General features: G+C 59.6%; 16 protein-coding genes. 7 read left to right on the forward strand and 9 right to left on the reverse strand.

All coding sequences use genetic code 11. The features are described 5' to 3' along the window. Entirely contained in the window at positions 1-636 is a 636-nt protein-coding gene (gene rpoE / locus ATO7_RS08165; protein WP_083561189.1) for an RNA polymerase sigma factor RpoE, read from the reverse strand. Positions 637-832: 196 nt separating this feature from the next. On the opposite strand from rpoE, the gene nadB reads away from it, so the two are divergent. Next, on the forward strand, positions 833-2,401 hold the full coding sequence (gene nadB / locus ATO7_RS08170; RefSeq protein ID WP_146680235.1) for an L-aspartate oxidase: 1,569 nt from the start codon (positions 833-835) through the stop codon (positions 2,399-2,401). 17 nt (positions 2,402-2,418) lie between these two features. Here the strand turns inward: nadB and ATO7_RS08175 are convergent, their stop codons facing one another. From ATO7_RS08175 to ATO7_RS08200, 6 genes are all read right to left on the reverse strand, one after another. Further along, the gene (locus tag ATO7_RS08175) at positions 2,419-2,664 is read right to left on the reverse strand and encodes an FAD assembly factor SdhE (protein ID WP_206044846.1); all 246 of its coding nucleotides are present in this window, start codon (positions 2,662-2,664) and stop codon (positions 2,419-2,421) included. 107 nt (positions 2,665-2,771) lie between these two features. Continuing rightward, positions 2,772-3,563 carry a succinate dehydrogenase iron-sulfur subunit gene (locus tag ATO7_RS08180; RefSeq protein ID WP_083561191.1) on the reverse strand — a complete coding sequence of 264 codons (792 nt, stop codon included), beginning with the start codon at positions 3,561-3,563 and terminating at the stop codon, positions 2,772-2,774. Beyond that, complete coding sequence (gene sdhA, locus ATO7_RS08185; RefSeq protein ID WP_083561192.1) at positions 3,563-5,353, reverse strand: succinate dehydrogenase flavoprotein subunit; 1,791 nt, start codon at positions 5,351-5,353, stop codon at positions 3,563-3,565. Before sdhA ends, ATO7_RS08180 begins: the two co-directional genes overlap by 1 nt. A gap of 12 nt (positions 5,354-5,365) precedes the next feature. Next, a complete protein-coding gene (gene sdhD / locus ATO7_RS08190; RefSeq protein ID WP_083561193.1) occupies positions 5,366-5,746 on the reverse strand; it encodes a succinate dehydrogenase, hydrophobic membrane anchor protein in 381 nt (126 codons plus the stop codon). Between the two features lie 10 nt (positions 5,747-5,756). Continuing rightward, positions 5,757-6,143, reverse strand: coding sequence for a succinate dehydrogenase, cytochrome b556 subunit (sdhC, locus tag ATO7_RS08195; protein WP_083561194.1), 387 nt, complete (start codon positions 6,141-6,143; stop codon positions 5,757-5,759). 41 nt (positions 6,144-6,184) lie between these two features. Beyond that, on the reverse strand, positions 6,185-6,439 hold the full coding sequence (locus ATO7_RS08200) for a DUF1674 domain-containing protein (RefSeq protein WP_240499446.1): 255 nt from the start codon (positions 6,437-6,439) through the stop codon (positions 6,185-6,187). Between ATO7_RS08200 and ygfZ the strand changes: the two genes are divergently transcribed. Next, entirely contained in the window at positions 6,438-7,214 is a 777-nt protein-coding gene (gene ygfZ, locus ATO7_RS08205; RefSeq protein WP_206044847.1) for a CAF17-like 4Fe-4S cluster assembly/insertion protein YgfZ, read from the forward strand. The two genes, ATO7_RS08200 and ygfZ, sit on opposite strands and share 2 nt — an antisense overlap. 66 nt (positions 7,215-7,280) lie before the next feature. Beyond that, positions 7,281-7,751 (forward strand): response regulator, encoded by a 471-nt coding sequence (locus ATO7_RS08210; RefSeq protein ID WP_083561197.1) that lies wholly within the window; start codon positions 7,281-7,283, stop codon positions 7,749-7,751. Here ATO7_RS08210 and lysS read toward each other — a convergent pair whose 3' ends face one another. After that, positions 7,752-9,236, reverse strand: a complete 1,485-nt coding sequence (gene lysS, locus ATO7_RS08215; protein WP_083561198.1) for a lysine--tRNA ligase — start codon at positions 9,234-9,236, stop codon at positions 7,752-7,754. 6 nt (positions 9,237-9,242) lie between these two features. After that, positions 9,243-10,341, reverse strand: a protein-coding gene (gene prfB, locus ATO7_RS08220; protein ID WP_206044887.1) for a peptide chain release factor 2 whose coding sequence is annotated in 2 segments (ribosomal slippage) — positions 9,243-10,265 and positions 10,267-10,341 — 1,098 coding nt in all. Because the reading frame shifts where the segments join, the coding sequence is not laid out codon by codon here. Positions 10,342-10,516: 175 nt separating this feature from the next. On the opposite strand from prfB, the gene ATO7_RS08225 reads away from it, so the two are divergent. The 4 genes from ATO7_RS08225 to ATO7_RS08240 all read left to right on the forward strand — a co-directional run bounded on the left by ATO7_RS08225 (position 10,517) and on the right by ATO7_RS08240 (position 14,782). Further along, positions 10,517-11,860 (forward strand): OmpA family protein, encoded by a 1,344-nt coding sequence (locus ATO7_RS08225; protein WP_083561200.1) that lies wholly within the window; start codon positions 10,517-10,519, stop codon positions 11,858-11,860. Between the two features lie 117 nt (positions 11,861-11,977). Next, positions 11,978-13,036 (forward strand): OmpA family protein, encoded by a 1,059-nt coding sequence (locus ATO7_RS08230; RefSeq protein WP_083561201.1) that lies wholly within the window; start codon positions 11,978-11,980, stop codon positions 13,034-13,036. Between the two features lie 149 nt (positions 13,037-13,185). Further along, entirely contained in the window at positions 13,186-13,986 is an 801-nt protein-coding gene (locus tag ATO7_RS08235; protein WP_083561202.1) for a phosphatidylethanolamine N-methyltransferase family domain-containing protein, read from the forward strand. Next, a complete protein-coding gene (locus ATO7_RS08240; RefSeq protein WP_083561203.1) occupies positions 13,976-14,782 on the forward strand; it encodes a nuclear transport factor 2 family protein in 807 nt (268 codons plus the stop codon). Before ATO7_RS08235 ends, ATO7_RS08240 begins: the two co-directional genes overlap by 11 nt. Positions 14,783-14,784: the final 2 nt, after the last annotated feature.

Raw genomic sequence — 14,784 nt, forward strand, 5'->3', positions numbered from 1 at the left:
TTACACATGCTCCAGCAAAGGTTTGAGTTTTTCGTCAACCGCGGCGCGGGCGCGGAATATACGTGATCGCACGGTGCCAACCGGGCAATTCATGGCATTGGCGATATCTTCGTAGCTTAAGCCATCAAATTCGCGCAACGATATGGCCGTGCGCAAATCCGGAGGCAGGGCATCAATCGTTGCCGCCACCACTTGACGGATTTCCTCGCTCAAAAGGTCCGCCTCGGGAGAAGCCTGATCGCTTAGATGTTCAGTGTGGCCGTAAAGTTCAGCATCCTGAACATCAATATCCTGGCCGGCCGGACGACGCTTGCGCGACACCAGATGATTCTTGGCGGTGTTCACCGCAATACGATAGAGCCAAGTGTAGAACGCACTCTGGCCACGGAAATTGGGCAGCGCACGATAGGCTTTGATAAAGGCTTCCTGCGCGACATCCGGAGCATCCGCTTCACTGACCAGACGCGACACCAGCTGAATGACGCGTTGCTGGTACTTGATCACCAGCGCATCAAAAGCGCGAGAGTCGCCCGCTTGCGCGCGCTCGACCAGCGCCTGGTCGATGTCACGCTGACTGGACCGGGGCGCTTGGTCAGTGGCATCGTCGGCGTTGCGGATTTCGTCCGAGGTCGTCATATTTCCCGTTTGGGACCGAGAGACCCCAGTGTTCGCCCGCTCCGCCGGTTTTTGATCATCACGCGCAATTGTAGCAGCCTGCTGCGGCTTATCCGCCGCACGGCGCGCGTCTTTTTTTGATCGCTTACCTCGTTGCTCGGTTGCGGGAAAATCCCACACTCCCAAGCCATTTATTACGCCATCAACCCCAATAGCCATGATGCAGCACCACTCTCGCGTTTTGATCATAGGTAGCGGCGCGGCCGGCCTGACTGCCGCCCTGCGCCTCGCCGAAGCTGACATTGAGAGCACGGTGATCGCAAAAGGTTCCCTGGAACAGGGCAGCACCTACCACGCCCAAGGCGGGATTTCTGCGGTGCTGTCGGCGCGCGACTCCATCGACTCGCATGTCCAGGACACCCTGGTCGCGGGCGCAGGCCTGTGCGATGAGCGCGCTGTGCGCTTCACCGTGGAGCGCGGTCCGCATGCGATTGGTTGGCTGGTTGAGCGCGGGGTGCCGTTTACCCGACGCCCTCAGGAAGGCGATTTTCACCTAACCCGTGAAGGCGGTCACAGCCATCGGCGCATCATCCACGCCGCGGACGCGACCGGTCGCGCGGTGGAAACCACTTTGCTCAGCTTGGCCCAGGCCAGCCCGCACATCGAACTGCTCACCGACCGCGTGGCGGTGGACCTGATCAAGGTTGATGGACGCTGCGCCGGCGCCTACGTGCTGAACCGCTCGACCCAGCAGGTCGAAACCCTGGCCGGACGTGCCGTGGTGCTAGCCACAGGTGGTGCCAATCTGGCCTACATGTACTCCAGCAACCCCACCGGGGCGAGTGGCGACGGCATCGCCATGGCCTGGCGGGCCGGCGGCGCCGTCGCCAACATGGAATTCATGCAGTTTCATCCGACCTGCCTATATCACCCGCAGGCGCATGCCTTCCTGATTTCCGAGGCTGTGCGCGGCGAAGGTGGTCTGCTCAAGCTGCCCAATGGCGAGCGTTTCATGCCGCGTTTCGATGAGCGTGCAGAACTCGCGCCACGCGATGTTGTTGCGCGTGCGATCGACCATGAAATGAAACGTCTGGGCCTGGACCACGTCTATCTGGACATCAGCCACAAGCCCGCCGAGTTCATCCGCGAGCATTTCCCCACCATCCATGCGCGCTGCCTGGAACTCGGGCTCAACATGAGCAAGGAAGCGCTACCCGTGGTCCCGGCCGCCCACTACACCTGTGGCGGTGTGCACACCGATCTCAACGGTGCCAGCAGCGTGCCCGGGCTCTATGCGATTGGCGAAACCGCCTACACCGGCCTGCATGGCGCCAACCGCATGGCCAGCAACTCCTTGCTGGAATGCCTGGTGTTTGCCCAGGCTGCGGCCGATCACATCGCCCAGAGCGACGCACCACAGCTCGCCAGCCCGCTCCCCGCATGGGATGAAAGCCGCGTCACAGACTCAGATGAGGAAATCGTTGTGGCCCACAACTGGCGCGAAATCCGACGCTTCATGTGGAATTATGTCGGTATCGTGCGCACCAACAAACGCCTGGAGCGCGCTGCGCACCGCATCGAAATGCTGCAGCAGGAAATTGACGAGTATTACGGCAACTTTCGCATCACACCCGGCTTGATCGAATTGCGCAACTTGGCCGTGGTGGCCGCGCTGATCATTCGTTCGGCACGCAGCCGCAAGGAAAGCCGTGGCCTGCACTTCAACCGCGACTATCCGGATTTGTTGCCGACCGCCGCACCGACCGTGCTCACGCCCGGCGCATAAGCCGCACCCGCGGTTGCTCAGCCCGGGCGGCGCACCTGCAACTGATCGAAGATGATCTTCAGCTGTGGCGGTGGGGCCATGCGCTTGACGCAAATCGCGTAGATATCGGGATCATCCATCTCCAGCACCGCCCGAAAGGCGGCCTGCTCCTGAGGTGGCGCGTCCGGATAGCGGCTGGCCAGATAGCCCTCCATCAGCACATCCAGCTCTTTCATGCCGCGGCGGCAGAGCCATTTCAGGCGTGAAATTGAAACGTCGCTCACGGTCACTCCGCAAAAGCTGAAAAAACAAGGGTTGCGACAGGCCGCCCGTTGCGGTTTTCAAACCGAACCGGCGGCCCGAAGCAACCCGGGGATGGCAGATTGAGCGCTTAGATCTGGCGCTCGACCATCATCTTCTTGGTTTCTGCAATCGCCTTGCCCGGGTTGAGACCCTTGGGGCAGGTGTTGGTGCAGTTCATGATCGTGTGGCAGCGATACAGCTTGAACGGATCTTCCAGCTGATCCAGACGCTCACCGGTGGCTTCATCACGCGAATCCGCCAGCCAGCGATAGGCCTGCAGCAGAATTGCCGGTCCCAGGTACTTGTCACCGTTCCACCAGTAGCTCGGACATGAAGTCGAGCAGCAGGCACACAGGATGCACTCGTACAGGCCATCCAGCTTGGCACGGTCTTCCTTGGACTGCAGGCGCTCCCGGCTGGGGTTGGCGGTATCGGTCTTGATCCACGGTTCGATCGAAGCGTACTGGGCGTAAAAGTGGGTCAGATCCGGCACCAGATCCTTGACCACCGGCATATGCGGCAGCGGATAGATGCGGATTTCACCGTCGAAATCAGCAATCGCCTTGGTGCAAGCCAGGGTGTTGGAGCCGCCCCGCTTGTCACCGATGTTCATCGAACACGAGCCGCAAATCCCTTCACGGCAGGAACGCCGGAAGGTCAGGCTCGGATCAATATCATTTTTGATCTTGATCAGCGCATCCAGAACCATCGGACCGCAGGTCGACAAATCAACATCATAGGTGTCGGTGCGCGGGTTCTCACCGGAATCCGGATCGTAACGATAAACCTTGAAGCGGCGCACATTGGTCGCCCCCGCTGGTGCCGGGAAGTGCTTGCCTTCCTTGACCTTGGAATTCTTGGGCAGCGTGAACTTGGCCATCAGTAAACCCTCTTCTTCGGCGGCACGACTTCAACTTCGTCGCTCATCGTGTACATGTGTACCGGACGGTAGTCGAGCGTCACATCCTTGGCGCCGGTGCGCCATGCCAGGGTGTGCTTCATCCAGTTTTCGTCGTCACGCTCGGGGAAGTCTTCACGGGCCTGCGCACCGCGGCTCTCCTGACGGTTCAGCGCCGAGGTCATGGTGACCAGGGCCTGCCCGAGCAGATTGTCGAGCTCCAGGGTTTCGACCAGATCGGTGTTCCAGATCATCGAACGATCCGAGACGCCGACGTGCTCGAAGGAATCGATCGTGCCCTTGAGCTTCTCCAGGCCTTCTTCGATGATTTCGCCGGTACGGAACACGGCACAGTGCGCCTGCATGGTTTTCTGCATTTCCAGGCGAATCTGCGCGGTCGGGCGGTCGCCCTTGGCATGACGGAAACGATCCAGTCGGTCGAGAATCTTGGCTTCGGCATCTTTCGACACTTCGCGCACCGGCTTGCCCGGCGTCAGCGTGTCTTCGCAATGCTTGGCTGCGGCACGTCCGAACACCACCAGGTCGAGCAGCGAGTTGGAACCCAGGCGGTTGGCCCCGTGTACCGAGACGCAGGCGTTCTCACCAACGGCCATCAGGCCCGGCACAACCGCATCCGGGTTGCCATCACGCAAGGTCACCACATCACCGTTGAAGTTGGCCGGCGTGCCGCCCATGTTGTAGTGCACGGTGGGGATAACCGGGATCGGTTCCTTGCTGACGTCGACGCCGGCAAAAATCTCGGCCGACTCGGCAATACCTGGGAGGCGCTCGTTGATGACTTCCGGCCCCAGATGCTCCAGGTGCAGGAAGATGTGATCGGCTTCCGGACCGACACCGCGGCCTTCACGGATTTCCATCGACATCGACCGCGACACCACGTCGCGCGAGGCCAGGTCCTTGGCGTTGGGCGCGTAGCGCTCCATGAAACGCTCGCCTTGAGCGTTGCGCAGAATGCCGCCTTCGCCGCGCACGCCTTCGGTGATCAGGCAGCCTGCGCCGTAAATGCCGGTGGGGTGGAACTGTACGAACTCCATATCCTGAACCGGCAGGCCGGCGCGCAGCACCATGCCGTTGCCGTCACCGGTGCAAGTGTGCGCCGAGGTGCAGGAGAAGTAAGCGCGGCCATAACCGCCGGTGGCCAGAATGGTCTTCTGAGCGCGGAAGCGGTGCAGCTGGCCGGTGGCCAGATCCCAGGCCATCACGCCCAGGCATTCACCGTCGTCGCTCATCAGCAGATCGACCGCGAAGTATTCAATGAAGAACTGCGCTTTGTGCTTGAGCGCCTGCTGATACAGCGCATGCAGCATCGCATGACCGGTACGGTCAGCAGCGGCACAGGTGCGCTGCGCAGTGCCTTCACCATAGTGCGTGGTCATGCCACCAAACGGGCGTTGGTAAATCTTGCCCTCTTCGGTGCGCGAGAACGGTACGCCATCATGCTCCAGCTCGATGATCGCCGGAATGGCCTCGCGGCACATGTACTCGATGGCATCCTGATCGCCTAGCCAGTCCGACCCCTTGACGGTGTCGTACATGTGCCAGCGCCAGTCGTCCTCGCCCATGTTGCCCAGCGCTGCGGACACACCGCCCTGTGCTGCCACGGTGTGGCTGCGGGTGGGAAAGACTTTGGTGATACAGGCAGTGGACAGCCCCGCTTGCGACAAGCCGCGAACAGCGCGCAAACCGGCGCCACCGGCGCCCACAACGACCACGTCATAAACGTGATCGGTAATCGGATAACTTGAACTCATGTGGATTCCTGCTTACTGGGCAAATGCCACTTTCAGCACGGCGAAAATGCCGGCGGCGGCGAGTGCAACATGGGCGAATTTCATCATCACAAGGCTCGCGATGCGCAAGAACTCCCCGTGCACGTAGTCTTCAATCACGACCTGCACACCCAGCTGCGAGTGATACAGCATCGCGCTCAGAAACAGGATCAGCGTGACGGCCACCCAAGGCTGGGCTACCCAAGCCTGCACCGTTGAATAGTCTGCACCGGACATGCAGGCCAGAGAGAACACGAACCAGAGACACAGCGGCACCAGGGCAACGCTGGACAAGCGCTGTATCCACCAGTGATGTGTTCCGCTTTTGGCCGAACCCAGGCCGCGCGCCTGACCCAGAGGGCTACGAAGTTTCATCATCGTTCTCCTAAATCAGCGCCACAAGCCACAGCACGGCGGTCAGCACCACCACACCGCCGATGACCATCTTGTCGCTGCGCTCGACCTCGTCCTTGCCAAGATTCATCCCGGCATCCCAGAACAGATGGCGGATACCAGTGCACAGGTGATACAGCAGCGCCACGCTGTAACCGAACAGCAGGAATTTGCCGAACCAACTGGCATAGAAGGATTGCACTGCGGCGAAACTCTGCTCCCCCGAAGCCAAAGCCATCAACCAGCAGATCAAACCAACCGTTCCCATTGCCAAGCCCACACCGGTGATACGGTGGGTAATCGACAAGATCGCGGCCAGTGGAAGTCGATAGACCTGCAAATGCGGCGAAAGCGGCCGCCCGCCGGTATCAATAGCCATGCGTGCTCCTAATCATCGTGATGACGCCCGGGAAAATCCCATCAAAAATCAATGCAGCGTCCTTTGCGTTCCCAATCCCCATAGCGGGTCGGTTCCGGGCCAGCCGGACCACCTATCTCTTTGGGCCGTTTCTTGAGCACGTCATCCAGCGACTTCACCTCGCTCTCGGCGGGGCTAGTCTCGGATTTCGGCTCGACCTTAGTGTTGTTGTCGCTCATAGGGCGCGCAAGGATAATCAGCAGACCCTTGTGAGGCAATAAAATGCCCTCATCACAGGTGGTTACACCAATCGTCATGAGCCCTGATTTGGACATCGAATCCCTGCACAAACAATTGACTGCCTCGATTGCAACGTCTGCACCTCTTCCCTACGTGCGAATCAGCTTTGCGGATTCAGATGCGCAGGAATTCCTCCAGGGTCAGCTCACCCTGGACCTGCGCCAGCTCGACCACAGCAGCCATCGGGTCACCGCCTGGTGCAACGCCAAAGGCCGCGTCTGGGCGGTTTTGCGAATCTGGCGCAGCGACGATGGCTTCGAGGTGCTGGTGCCGGCCAATCAGGCCGAAGCCTTCATCAAACGCATGCGCATGTTTGTGCTGCGCGCACAGGTTTCGATCACCCCGCACACGGACGTGGTCCAGGCGCATATCGGACACGGCGATCGGCCCGACGGTGCGCTCACCACCACATCAAAGACCATCGTGCTTCACCATGGCAACGACCATCGGCTGATTATCTCAGCGCAGCCCGAAGCCCACGACGACAACGCGCAGACGCGCTACCAAGCCTTGCGCATCCTCAATGCCGAACCACACATCGATGCGCAAACCCAGGAGAAATTCCTGCCACAGTCACTCGGCCTGAGCGAACTCGGCGGTCTGCATTTCAACAAGGGCTGTTATGTCGGCCAGGAAATCGTCGCGCGCGTGCATTACCGCGGAAAAGCACCGCAGCGCTTGAACTTTGCGCTGAACCCATCTGATGAAACGCTGCAAGATAAAGCCGTGCTGCGCGATATCCACACCGCAGACACACGGCTGGTCCAGTGGGTCGAAAACATCAAAAACTGAGCACGCTTAACGTTTTCCTCACGCCCTTCGAGGCATTTCAGAGCTTTGCCCCGCGCGAGCCACGGCATGGCCAAGATTCTGATCGTCGAAGACAGTTCCACCGTTCAAGCGTACCTCGCACGCGCTCTTAGCCTGCATGGGCATGAGGTTTTTCGTGCGTTGAACGGAGAACAAGGCCTGGTCCTGGCGCGCGCAATCCAACCTGATGTGATCACCATGGACTGTCGAATGCCGTTGCTAGGCGGTGCAGCAGCGGCAGAACAGCTGGCTCAGGACGTGGATTTGATGCATGTGCCGATCATCTTTGTCAGCAGCGTCGATGAACGCGGCGAACTCAAACGCGTGCTGACGCTGCCGAATATCGCCGACTATCTGCTCAAACCGGTCAACGCGGAAACATTGATACAGCGCGTCGACCGCTTGTTACTCAAGCTCGACAAAACCCCTGTCAATCCGGCCTGGAACAATATTGAGCGTCGTGTCCGCCAAATCGAGCGCTGGGAACATCCCAGCGCTGATCGGCGCGCGCGTGGCTGATCAGGCCTCCGGTCGCAGCTGAGGGAACAGCAACACCTCGCGGATCGATGCCGCATCCGTCAGCAGCATGGTCAAGCGATCCACACCGATGCCCTCACCCGCGGTGGGGGGCATGCCGTACTCCAATGCACGCACGAAATCGGCATCGTAGAACATCGCTTCATCGTCACCGGCATCTTTGGCTTCAACCTGCGCACGGAAGCGTGCCGCCTGGTCTTCCGCATCGTTGAGCTCGGAAAAACCGTTGGCGATTTCGCGCCCCGCAATGAACAACTCGAAACGGTCTGTCAGCTGCGGATCGTCATCACTGGCCCGCGACAGCGGCGAGACCTCCATCGGGTAGGCTGTGATGAATGTCGGCTGAATCAACTTGTGCTCAACCGTCTCTTCAAAAATCCCGGTGAGCAGTTTGCCCGGGCCAGCACCACGCGTATCCAGCTTCAATGCGCGAGCCTTGGCTTCGAGCTTGGCCATATCCTGCAAATCATCCGCGGCAAGATCGGGATTGTGCGCCAACACCGCCTCGGCCATGGTCAAACGCGCAAATGGCACGCCGAAATCGATCGGCTGACCTTGATAGTCAAAAGCCGTATCGCCTTTCACGTCCTGAGCCAAACCGCGCAACAACTCTTCGGTCATATCCATCAGGTCACGGTAGTCCGCATACGCCTGATAGAACTCGAGCATGGTGAACTCGGGGTTGTGACGCGTTGAAACCCCTTCGTTGCGGAAATTGCGATTGATCTCGTAGACCCGTTCAAAGCCGCCTACAACCAGACGCTTGAGATACAGCTCCGGCGCGATGCGCAGATAGAACTCGCGATCCAGCGCGTTGTAATGCGTGATGAAAGGCCTTGCGGTGGCGCCGCCAGGAATCGCCTGCAGCATTGGGGTTTCCACTTCCTGGAAATCGCGCGCATCGAAGTAAGCGCGCAAACCCTTGATGATGCGATTGCGAATCTTGAAGATTTCGCGCACTTCCGGATTCATGGTCAGATCGACATAACGCTGACGGTAGCGCGACTCGGTGTCGGTCAGGCCAGCCCATTTCTCGGGCAGCGGGCGCAGCGCCTTGGTCAGCAGTTCGATACGTTCGAGCCGCACTGACAACTCGCCGGCCTTGGTGCGAAACATCTCGCCGCTGGCCGCGACCACATCGCCGATATCCCAGCTTTTGAATGCCTGATAGATGTCGGTGCCAAGCACATCACGCTGCAGGAACAACTGCATCCGCCCAGAGCGGTCTTGAATGGTGCAGAAGCTGGCCTTGCCCATGACCCGTTTGAGCATCATGCGCCCGGCGAGCTTGACCTTGACACCCTTGCCTTCGAGGGCTTCGTTGTCATCGTCGGCATACTGCGCGTGCAGCTCAGCGGCCAGCGCATCGGGACGAAACCCGTTGGGGAACTTGAACCCCTGTTCACGCAGCGCAACCAGTTTTTCGCGGCGCGCGGCGATCAGCTTGTTGTCTTCTTCAATCGACATATGTCTTTACAGCCCCTTCTTCAGGCTGGCTTCAAGAAATGGATCCAGACCACCGTCCAGCACGGCCTGGGTGTTGCCGGTTTCAACGCCCGTGCGCAAATCCTTGATGCGCGAGGAGTCCAGCACGTAGGAGCGAATCTGACTGCCCCAGCCAATGTCCGACTTTGAATCTTCCAGCGCCTGCGCATCAACGCTGCGCTTTTGCAGCTCCAGTTCGTACAGCTTGGCCTTGAGCTGTTTCATCGCGGTGGCCTTGTTCTTGTGCTGCGAACGGTCGTTTTGACACTGCACCACGATCCCGCTGGGGTTGTGCGTGATACGCACGGCCGATTCGGTACGGTTGACGTGCTGACCACCTGCGCCCGAGGCCCGGTAAACATCAATGCGTAGATCCGCCGGATTGATCTCGATATCAATGTCATCATCGATTTCCGGCGAAACGAACACCGCGGCAAACGAGGTGTGCCGACGTGCGCCGGAGTCGAACGGCGATTTGCGCACCAGCCGATGCACCCCGGTTTCGGTGCGCAACCAGCCATAAGCATATGAACCGCTGAACTGCACGGTCGCACTCTTGATCCCGGCCACTTCACCAGCCGAGCATTCAATCAGCTCAGGCGAAAACCCTTTGGCCTCGCCCCAGCGCAAATACATGCGCAACAGCATCTCTGCCCAGTCCTGGGCCTCGGTCCCGCCGGAGCCGGCCTGGATATCAAGATAGGCATTGGCGATGTCATGTTCGCCGGCGAACATACGCCGGAATTCCAGGCCTTCGACCACGGCCTGCACTGCGGCAACCTCGGCTTCGACATCGGCCAGCACGGCCTCGTCATTTTCTTCCACCGCCATATCGAGCAGCTCGGCGGCATCGGTCAGCCGTGTGGTGGAATCCCGGATCGGCAGAATCTGCTCCTCCAATCGCGACTGCTCACGCCCCAGAGCTTGTGCACGCTCCGGATTGGACCACAACTCCGGGTCCTCATGCTCGGCCTGGACTTCCTCCAGACGCTCGGCCAGCGTTTCGTAGTCAAAGATAGCCCCGCAGCGCGTCAAGACGCGACTGCAGGGCCGTGATGGTCTCCCGAATCTGATTTACTTCCACAATAGAACTCGTGCCGCAGGGCACGCCTTGGTTTGCAATGGGTGATCGGTCCGCGCGGGGATGGAAAAGGCGGTTTTCCGGGGCGCGGCTCCTCGTTATAGTACGCGAGAGTGAGCAATTAACGAAGGCTGCCATACCTGCAAAGCCTTCTCTGCGCCATCCTGGGGAGACATAAATAATGAGAACTATTGCACTTGGCGTTTGCACCGCCATCGGACTTGCTGCAGCCACCCTGCCCGCTTCGGCTCAATACGATGACCCAAGCAAGGCAGACCGTCGTTTTTACATCTCGCCGATGGCGACATACAGCCTGTATGACGGTGACCGACGCTTCGACGACAGCTTGGGCTATCAATTCTCAATCGGCAAGATCCTCAGTCAGGGCAGCAATCTGGAAATTCACGGCACCTATGCCGAGCCGGATATCGACGCCGGTGGCAGCGGCGAATTGCTGTCCTACGGCCTCAGCATATTGCTCTTTCAGTCACGCAAAGACTTCCCGCTGTACGGGATCCTAAGCATAAGCAAAGGTAACGCCGAGGCGTCCGGTGCCGCAGGCGAGGCCACATCGGATCAGTTTGATGCGGGCATTGGCTACATGTTGAAGCTGGGCAACTGGCCCATGTTCGGCAACGGGCCGTCACTGCGCATAGAAGCCCGCTACCGCACTGATAAATACTCGCAAGGTGAATCATCGACCTATAGCAGCCTGTTCGGCACCTCCGGTGGGCGGACGTACCACGACGGCGTATTCGGCATCGGCCTGCTGCTGCCATTGGGTGCAGACCCAAGCGCGGCCAAAGTCGACGAACCGGACGAGCCGGACACCCGCATCGTGATTTCTCCCCCGGACAGCGACGGTGATCAAATCCCTGACGATATGGATGATTGTCCGAATACACCCCAGGGTGCGGTCATCAATGCCCGCGGGTGCGAACATGATTCCGACAAGGATGGCGTTGCCAACAGCCGCGATGCCTGCCCGGGCACACCGATTGGCTCAACGGTTGGTGAAGATGGTTGCCAACTCGACAGCGACAGCGATGGAGTCATTGATGACAACGATCAGTGCCCGAACTCACCTGCCAATGCAGCAGTGATGGCGGACGGTTGCGCGCTGCAGAACGATTGTCGCCTGCCCTCACCGGGTCAAAGAATTGACGCCAGCGGATGTGCCACCGGCGCAGTGGTTCTGAAAGGCGTGAGCTTCGAAACCGGCAGCGCCGACCTGACCGGCAGCGCCAAAACGGTCCTTGACGGCGTTGCGCGCGCGATCGGCGGCGCCGACGGAATTCGCATCGAAGTTGCAGGTCACACCGACAGCCAAGGCGACGATGCCTACAACCAGCGCTTGTCGCAGCTTCGCGCGAACGCGGTCAAAACCTATTTGCAGCGCCAGGGCGTCGACAGCAAGGTTTTGATCGCAAAGGGTTATGGAGAAACACGTCCGCTCGCCAGTAACGAAAGCCAGGAAGGCCGGATGAACAATCGCCGAGTTGAATTACTGGTTCTTGGCGAATAAGCGAAAAATCTTGCGCAGACACATGATTTTCATCTGCAATTTGATACACTTGCGGCAGAGAATGCAGGCAGAATTGTCATTCAAACTAACAATAGCTTTACTTTTCAGGGAGCAAACATGAAAGGATCACTCGTCGGCTTGCTGGCCGCATCAGCAGTATTCGGCGGCGTTGCCCATGCTGGGGAACAGTCGTTCGATGACCGTATTTATGGTGGCTTGATGCTCAATTACATTGATGCAGACAACGCCATGCGCGGCCTGACCGACAGCAAAAGCGGTCTGCGTGTCTTTGCGGGTAAGCAGATTAGCCCGCTGTTTGCAGTAGAAGGTTTTGCCTCATACAACCAGTTTGGCCGTTACGGCGACGCGAATGTCATCGCTGCTGACAAGAAGCAGAAAGAAGGTTCGGTCGGCGTGGACCTGCTCGCATTCCCGCTGCGTTGCACCGGTAGCGTATCTCCGTTTGTGAAAGCGGGCATTGGCGCCACCTACTTCAACGAAGACGAAACCGCACTCAACCTGAGCGTGGGCGGTGGTATCAACTGGAAACTGAGCGACAAGCTGAGCTTCCGCACGGACGCCGCTTGGCGCATTCAGGACACCGATAACGATGTCCGCAACATTCCGGCCGCATCAGACACCCGTGCCCTGGGCGACAACCAGACCGAATTTGTCTTCGGCGCAGGCTTCATGATGCCGTTTGGCGGCAGCGCTCCTAGCGTCAGCGATGGCTGCCCGGCCAAGAAGATGGAAGAACCGGCACCTGCTCCGGCTCCGGCTGCTCCGGCACCGGCTCCGGCTGAGCCCGCTCCGGCACCGGCTCCGGCTGCTGCCCCGGCTCCGGAAACTGTGGTGATCTACTTCGCCTTTGACTCCTCCGAGCTGAACTCGGCTGCCAAAGCCGCTCTGGATCGTGTTGCCGCCAACCTGACCAACCGCAACTTCGTGGTTGCGATTGCCAATGGCCACGCTGATGCGACCGGTACCGAGGAATACAACATGGGCCTGTCCGAGCGTCGTGCAGCTTCTGTTTCCAACTACCTCGTGAGCAAAGGCGTGGGTGCCAGCCAGGTGCGTCAGCGCGCCTATGGCGAAACCCGCCCGGCAGCTTCTGACGACACTGAAATCGGTCGCGCCAAGAACCGCCGCGTCGAAATCAACTTGCTGCGTCAGTAAGTCGACACTTAATTAGAAAAGCCCCGGTCTCCGGGGCTTTTTTTTTGCCTGAAGAAAAGGAACCTACCTTAAATGCGGGAAGTTGAGGTGACGATTTCCCGCCACATTGAGGCCCTACCCACTGGCCGGGCCATGATGTCCGCAACGCTATGAACTGGTACACCGGTAACACCACCTTCGACACTGTTCTGACCATCGGATTCGTTTTTGCCGCGCTGACCATTATCGGCGGTGCGTTCATGCCGCAAACGCCCTACGGACGCTTTGGCACCGACAAATGGGGCATGGCGCTGAATCCCAAGTTCGGCTGGTGGCTGATGGAAATTCCGGCAACCGTGGTGTTTCTGTGGTTCTATCTGCAAGGCCCTCGCACCACCGAGCTGGTGCCCATGATTCTGGCAGCCGTGTGGTTGATTCATTACGCCAACCGTGGCTGGTTCTTCCCGTTGTCCATCCGCGTGGCGCCCGGGCGCAAAAGTACGTTCAGCATCAGCATCGTGCTGTCGGGCATGTTCGTAACCGCAATCCACGGCTACATGAACGCGACCTGGTTCAATGAATTCGCGCCCCACCTGACCCGTGACTGGCTGTCCGATCCACGGTTCTGGCTCGGCTTGGTGGTGTATTACTGCGGCTTTGCACTGATCCTCCACTCGGAATGGGTGGTGCGCAATCTACGCGATCCCGCCAAGCTGTCGGCTGGCACCGAGTCCGACTACAAAATCCCCTACGGTGGTGGCTATCGTTTTGTTTCCAGCCCGACCTATCTCGGCGAGCTGACCGCCTGGACCGGCTTTTCGATCATGACCTGGGGCTTGCCTGGACTGGTGATCCTGCTGATTTCGGCGGGCAACCTGATCCCTCGCGCAATCGCCACGCAGCGCTGGTACAACGAAAAATTCCCGGACTATCCGCAAAACCGCAAAGCGATCTTCCCCTATGTTCTCTAGAGCGGAGCTGCTCGACACAGCGCAGGCCTCACCCCGCGCTGTTGCCGCGCACGACAAATCGACGTGGCTGAACCTGTTCGCGGATGACGCCGAGGTCCATGACCCGGTCGGCTCGCGTGGGCATGCCGGTCCCGCCGCGCTGGCGCGTTTTTACGACACGTTCATCGCGCCCAACCAGATCCGCTTCGACGTCGATCACGACATCGTATGCGGTCAGACCGTGGTGCGTGATCTGGTGATCGTCACCCACATGGGCGGCACGGCGCTCACGGTTGGCGTGCCGCTGTACATCCGTTACGAAATCGTCGCCGGGAGCGCCGGCCGCCCGCGCGTCCGGCGCCTGTACGCGCATTGGGAACTGCTGCCGATGATGACGCGGCAGGTCTTCAGCCAGGGTTTGAGAACCGGCCTCAGCGCGCTGCTGGCCCTGAGCGGCAACATGTTGCGCCAGCAGGGTCTGAGCGGCGCGCTGGGCTTCTCACGCGCCTTTGTGGGCGTTGGCGCATCAGCGAAGCGCTGCGCAGAACAATTCCTCAACGCGCTGAATGCCGGCCAGACGGCCCACATGCGCCAGCTGGTCGAGACCAATGCGCCCATACAGCTGGCCGACCAGACCTTAGCCCTGGATGCCCTGTGCACGCAGCTGAGCGACATCCGCTGGAGCAAGGTCATTGCCGGCGGTCGCCAGGTTGTACTCACGCTCTTCCAGCAAGAGCAGCGCATGGTCGCGGTTTTCGACTTCGCCCACAGTTCGTCACAGATTTCCGCACTCACGATCTACCGCGACACGGCATAATG

Source organism: Oceanococcus atlanticus, from assembly GCF_002088235.1.
Classification (GTDB): domain Bacteria; phylum Pseudomonadota; class Gammaproteobacteria; order Nevskiales; family Oceanococcaceae; genus Oceanococcus; species Oceanococcus atlanticus.

Bases quoted from the DNA above. Each gene is read 5' to 3' on its own strand.
- rpoE (WP_083561189.1), bottom strand. From the start codon at position 636: ATGACGACCTCGGACGAAATCCGCAACGCCGACGATGCCACTGACCAA.
- nadB (WP_146680235.1), top strand. From the start codon at position 833: ATGATGCAGCACCACTCTCGCGTTTTGATCATAGGTAGCGGCGCGGCC.
- ATO7_RS08180 (WP_083561191.1), bottom strand. From the start codon at position 3,563: ATGGCCAAGTTCACGCTGCCCAAGAATTCCAAGGTCAAGGAAGGCAAG.
- sdhA (WP_083561192.1), bottom strand. From the start codon at position 5,353: ATGAGTTCAAGTTATCCGATTACCGATCACGTTTATGACGTGGTCGTT.
- sdhD (WP_083561193.1), bottom strand. From the start codon at position 5,746: ATGAAACTTCGTAGCCCTCTGGGTCAGGCGCGCGGCCTGGGTTCGGCC.
- sdhC (WP_083561194.1), bottom strand. From the start codon at position 6,143: ATGGCTATTGATACCGGCGGGCGGCCGCTTTCGCCGCATTTGCAGGTC.
- ygfZ (WP_206044847.1), top strand. From the start codon at position 6,438: ATGAGCCCTGATTTGGACATCGAATCCCTGCACAAACAATTGACTGCC.
- ATO7_RS08200 (WP_240499446.1), bottom strand. From the start codon at position 6,439: ATGACGATTGGTGTAACCACCTGTGATGAGGGCATTTTATTGCCTCAC.
- ATO7_RS08210 (WP_083561197.1), top strand. From the start codon at position 7,281: ATGGCCAAGATTCTGATCGTCGAAGACAGTTCCACCGTTCAAGCGTAC.
- lysS (WP_083561198.1), bottom strand. From the start codon at position 9,236: ATGTCGATTGAAGAAGACAACAAGCTGATCGCCGCGCGCCGCGAAAAA.
- ATO7_RS08225 (WP_083561200.1), top strand. From the start codon at position 10,517: ATGAGAACTATTGCACTTGGCGTTTGCACCGCCATCGGACTTGCTGCA.
- ATO7_RS08230 (WP_083561201.1), top strand. From the start codon at position 11,978: ATGAAAGGATCACTCGTCGGCTTGCTGGCCGCATCAGCAGTATTCGGC.
- ATO7_RS08235 (WP_083561202.1), top strand. From the start codon at position 13,186: ATGAACTGGTACACCGGTAACACCACCTTCGACACTGTTCTGACCATC.
- ATO7_RS08240 (WP_083561203.1), top strand. From the start codon at position 13,976: ATGTTCTCTAGAGCGGAGCTGCTCGACACAGCGCAGGCCTCACCCCGC.